Raw genomic sequence first — 4756 nt, 5'->3', positions numbered from 1 at the left:
CATTTAGCAATTGCGCGCCAAGAGCCCCGTCAATCACCCGGTGGTCGACGCTCAATGTCACCGACATAACCGTCGCAACGGTCAGTTCGCCATCATCTCCGACAATCGGTTTTTTGGTACCCGCACCGACGGCCAGAATGCCACCGTGCGGTGGGTTGATCACCGCGTCAAAGTTATCGATGCCGAACATCCCAAGGTTCGAAATAGCAAAGCTGCCGCCCATGTATTCCTCGGGCGCAAGTTTGCGGTCCCGCGCGCGGGCTGCAAGGTCTTTCATCTCGGCCGACAAAGCCGACAGCGACTTCATGTCGGCGTCTTTCAGAACCGGAGTGAACAAACCGCCCTCAATCGCCACAGCGACGGCCACATCCGATGGCTTCAGCTTCAGCGTCCGATCACCGGCCCAGACAGCGTTCGCGTCTGGCACCTGCTGAAGCGCAATCGCGCTGGCTTTGATGATGAAGTCGTTGACCGACAGCTTCACGCCCCGAGATTCCAATTGCTTGTTCAATTGGGCGCGGAATTTCAGCAATGCATCCAGCTTGATATCGCGGCGCAGATAGAAGTGCGGGATCGTCTGCTTGGCTTCTGTCAGGCGTGCGGCAATCGTTTTGCGCATGCCGTCCAGCTTCACTTCTTCAAACTCGCGGCCCTGATACATCTTCAGAACCTGCTCTGTGCTTGGACCCGTCGATGCTGCCGCTGCAGGAGCCGCCGCTTTCGGAGCTGCCGCCGCAGGGGCTGCAGTCGCGTCTGCATTCTCAACATCCGCTTTCACGATCCGGCCTTTGGGGCCTGATCCTTTGATCTGCGCAAGGTCGAGACCTTTGTTCTTCGCGATCCGGCGCGCGAGTGGCGAGGCAAACAGGCGTGAGCCATCCGCTGCAACCGGGGCCGCCGGAGGCGCTGCTGCCGGAGGAGCCACTTCAGCCGGAGCACCTTGTGGAACAGGGGCCGCCGCTGCCGCAGCAGGAGCGGCAGCCGTCGCGCCAATGTCTTGGGCGCTTTCGCCGTCTTCCAATAAAATCGCAATTGCCGTGTTCACCGGAACGCCTTCGGACCCTTCGGCCACCAAAATCTTGCCGATGACGCCTTCGTCTACGGCTTCGAATTCCATCGTCGCTTTATCGGTTTCGATTTCGGCCAGAAGGTCACCAGACGCGACCGTATCGCCTTCTTTCACAAGCCACTTGGCAAGTGTGCCTTCCTCCATCGTAGGGCTGAGGGCGGGCATCAGAATTTCGGTTGGCATCAGGCTTCCTCCGCAAGTGTTATCCGGTCGAATGGCCGCTTAGGCACGGACCCGGAATGTCGTTTGTTCAGCGCGGCCTCAACAGCCGCGAAATGTTTCTCAAGCCAGGCATAGACCTCGCCATGTCCCGGCCGACGGCTGATCCCCAGCATCTCCATCACCAAGCCCTCCGGCACAAAACCCGGGACGTCGATCCCGTTTATCTCGGTCGAAATACGATAGGCTTCGCGGGTCATGTCGATGCCGTGAACTTCCATCTTACCGGTACGTCACAGCCTTGACCGCGTCGATGACTTCCTTTGTGGATGTCAGCGCCAGCTTCTCAAGGTTTGCAGCATAGGGCATTGGCACGTCTTTACCCGTACACGCCAGTACCGGCGCATCCAGATAGTCAAACGCCTCGCGCATGATCTCGGACCCGATATGGTCCGACATCGACGCAACCGGCCAGCCTTCTTCAACCGTCACGCAACGGTTCGTTTTTTGAACCGAGCGGATCACCGTCGCGATGTCCAAAGGCCGCAAAGTGCGCAGGTCGATGACCTCGGCCGAGATACCTTCTTTGGCCAGTTCGTCGGCAGCTTGCAGGGAATAGCTCATGCCGATGCCCCAAGAGACGATCGTCACATCCTCGCCTTCCCGCCAAATGCGAGCTTTGCCGAACGGAATCGTGAAATCATCCATCTTCGGCACATCAAACGACTTGCCGTATATCATCTCGTTTTCAAGGAACACGACCGGGTTCGGATCGCGGATTGCCTGTTTTAAAAGACCCTTCGCATCTGCTGCCGAATATGGCTGCACCACGTAAAGCCCAGGAACAGATGCATACCACGCCGCGTAATCCTGAGAGTGCTGTGCACCAACCCGCGCCGCTGCCCCGTTTGGGCCACGAAACACAATCGGAGAGCCCATCTGGCCGCCCGACATATAAAGCGTCTTGGCGGCCGAGTTGATGATCTGGTCAATGCCCTGCATTGCAAAGTTCCACGTCATGAACTCGACAATCGGACGCAGACCGCCCCAAGATGCACCAACCGCAATGCCGGTAAAGCCGTGCTCGGTGATCGGTGTGTCGATCACACGCTTTGCGCCGAACTCGTCCAGCAGGCCTTGGGAGATCTTGTAGGCGCCCTGATATTCGGCAACTTCTTCGCCCATTAGGAAAACAGTGTCATCACGGCGCATCTCTTCGGCCATCGCATCGCGAAGGGCTTCACGCACGGTTGTAGGCACCATCTCGGTGCCGTCCGGGTAGTCGGGTTCGACCGATACTGACGCTTTGGGCGCTGCAGGAGCCGTTGCCACTGGGGCAGGGGCTGCGGCAGGCGCTTCAGCCGCAGCCGCAGCCGGAGCAGCTGAGACCTGAATGTGGTCGGCGCTTTCGCCTTCCTCAATCATCACAGCGATTGGCGTGTTGACGGACACACCCTCGGTGCCATCGGGCACAAGGATCTTACCCACAATGCCTTCATCGACGGCTTCAAATTCCATCGTTGCCTTGTCGGTTTCAATTTCGGCCAGAATGTCTCCGGACGAAACGGTATCGCCCTCTTTCACAAGCCATTTTGCAAGTGTGCCTTCTTCCATAGTCGGGGAAAGCGCGGGCATAAGAATTTCAGTTGCCATGTCGTTGATCCTCCCCTTATGCGTTCTGCGACGCGTCTGCGTCGACGTAAATGTCTGTCCAAAGCTCGCTCAAATCGGGCTCCGGGCTCTCTTTTGCGTACTCCGCCGCCTCATTCACGATCTCCTTGATCTCTTTGTCGATCGCCTTCAGCTGGTCCTCGGTCGCGTCACCTTCCAGCAAGCGCTTGCGCACCTGCTCGATTGCGTCACGCTCTTCGCGCATCTTCTGCACTTCTTCGCGTGTGCGATACTTCGCCGGGTCTGACATTGAATGGCCGCGGTAGCGGTAAGTCTTAACCTCAAGAATATATGGGCCCTTGCCGGATCGGCAGAATTCGATTGCGCGTGCACCGGCTTCTTTCACCGCCAGCACATCCATGCCGTCGACTTCTTCGCCCTCGATGCCGTAGGCCGCACCACGCTGCCAAAGCGACGGTGACTTGGTCGCCCGCTTGACCGAGGTTCCCATCGCATAGCCGTTGTTTTCAATGACAAAAATAACAGGCAATTCCCAGATTTCGGCCATGTTGTAGGCCTCGTAAACTTGGCCCTGGTTTGCAGCGCCGTCCCCGAAGTAGGTGAACGTCACGCGGTCATTGCCTTTGTATTTATCCGAAAGCGCCAGTCCCGCACCCAGTGGCACGTTTGCGCCAACAATCCCGTGGCCGCCATAGAAGTTTGCGTCCTTCGAGAACATGTGCATTGAGCCACCCTTGCCACGCGAATAACCGTCCGAGCGGCCGGTCAATTCGGCCATAACGCCCTTCGGGTCCATCCCGCAGGCAAGCATGTGCCCGTGGTCGCGATAGGTGGTGACGCGTTTGTCGCCTTCCTCGGTGTTGGCCTCAAGGCCGACAACTACCGCTTCCTGCCCGATATAGAGGTGGCAGAAGCCGCCAATCAGGCCCATGCCGTATAGCTGGCCCGCCTTTTCCTCAAACCGGCGGATAAGCAGCATCTCGCGGTAAAATTTCAGGAGTTCCTCTTTCGAGACATTCGATTTGCGCGTTGCCCGCTTTGCGGCCATGGACGACTTCCTCCCTAGGTGGTGCAAAATAGTTCAGCGTTAAACCATTTCCTACACCATGATTTTGCGGAAAGCACGCGCAAATGCGTCGCGGAGCAGAAATGCCGTTATGCGCGGTGCGCAAGGGTGGGCGAGTGCTTATATTGCCAGCGAGTATTGCTCATCTGAGGGGCCGTTGTGAGCTCGGCTTGGACATTCGACACTTTCGGCGGAAATCCGACCTTCGTTGCAGGCGCCTTCACCAAACAATACGGCCCGTAGTGCGTTCCTCACCCTACCATAAAGACATCGTAACGCGTTGATTTTCCATGTATTTGGTGGGAGCACGCCTGTATTCCTTTGATCGGATCAACCTTCGCGGGCCATTTCAAGACCACTCGATTTCGCGCGTTCTTGAGCGCCACACGCACCAATTCAACAGCGTCATCGTCCGCTCCAACGATCTCGCGAACTTGCCGTAATTCGCGCTTCACCAGCGCTGAGTTTTTACGTGGAGGATGCATTGGATCAAGCAGGATTGCCTCGCAAGGCATCTTAGGCAGCAAATCCTTGGCATCTCCCTTCAGAAGCGTCATGCGACCAATAATCTCGCGAAATTCGCCTCCCTCTTTGAAGGCTTGATCCATGCCTTGAACCAACAAAGAATGCATTTTTTCTGACCGTTCGATCATGACGACCTGTGCTCCCAGCGACGCCAATAAAAATGAGTCTCGTCCCAAGCCCGCCGTTGCATCAACAATCATTGGTGTTTTACCCGCGCGCAATCCCATTGCTTTTGCCAGCGCTTGCCCACGCCCCCCTCCAAACCGAAGTCGATGTGCGACCGCGCCGCTGACGAAATCAACCCG

The 4756-nt window shown here is 57.3% G+C and carries 5 protein-coding genes; all 5 read right to left on the bottom strand.

The genetic code is table 11. The features are described from left to right. Positions 1-1252, bottom strand: a 1252-nt coding sequence (locus tag Q1B15_RS14855) for a pyruvate dehydrogenase complex dihydrolipoamide acetyltransferase (protein ID WP_299754928.1), incomplete at its 3' end; no start/stop codon positions are given. Next, the gene (locus tag Q1B15_RS14850) at positions 1252-1509 is read right to left on the bottom strand and encodes a hypothetical protein (protein ID WP_299754925.1); all 258 of its coding nucleotides are present in this window, start codon (positions 1507-1509) and stop codon (positions 1252-1254) included. The genes Q1B15_RS14855 and Q1B15_RS14850, both read right to left, overlap by 1 nt. 1 nt (position 1510) lies before the next feature. After that, positions 1511-2881, bottom strand: coding sequence for a pyruvate dehydrogenase complex E1 component subunit beta (locus Q1B15_RS14845; protein ID WP_299754922.1), 1371 nt, complete (start codon positions 2879-2881; stop codon positions 1511-1513). Between the two features lie 16 nt (positions 2882-2897). Next, positions 2898-3908 (bottom strand): pyruvate dehydrogenase (acetyl-transferring) E1 component subunit alpha, encoded by a 1011-nt coding sequence (gene pdhA / locus Q1B15_RS14840; RefSeq protein ID WP_299754920.1) that lies wholly within the window; start codon positions 3906-3908, stop codon positions 2898-2900. Between the two features lie 269 nt (positions 3909-4177). Continuing rightward, on the bottom strand, positions 4178-4756 hold a 579-nt coding region (locus Q1B15_RS14835; protein WP_299754917.1), incomplete at its 5' end, for a class I SAM-dependent methyltransferase.

The organism is uncultured Boseongicola sp. (assembly GCF_937988555.1).
Classification (GTDB): Bacteria; Pseudomonadota; Alphaproteobacteria; order Rhodobacterales; family Rhodobacteraceae; genus Boseongicola.
The sequence above is the reverse complement of the archived record's forward strand: the minus strand, read 5'-3'. Positions and strand labels throughout refer to the sequence as shown.

Bases quoted from the DNA above. Each gene is read 5' to 3' on its own strand.
- Q1B15_RS14850 (WP_299754925.1), bottom strand. From the start codon at position 1,509: ATGGAAGTTCACGGCATCGACATGACCCGCGAAGCCTATCGTATTTCG.
- Q1B15_RS14845 (WP_299754922.1), bottom strand. From the start codon at position 2,881: ATGGCAACTGAAATTCTTATGCCCGCGCTTTCCCCGACTATGGAAGAA.
- pdhA (WP_299754920.1), bottom strand. From the start codon at position 3,908: ATGGCCGCAAAGCGGGCAACGCGCAAATCGAATGTCTCGAAAGAGGAA.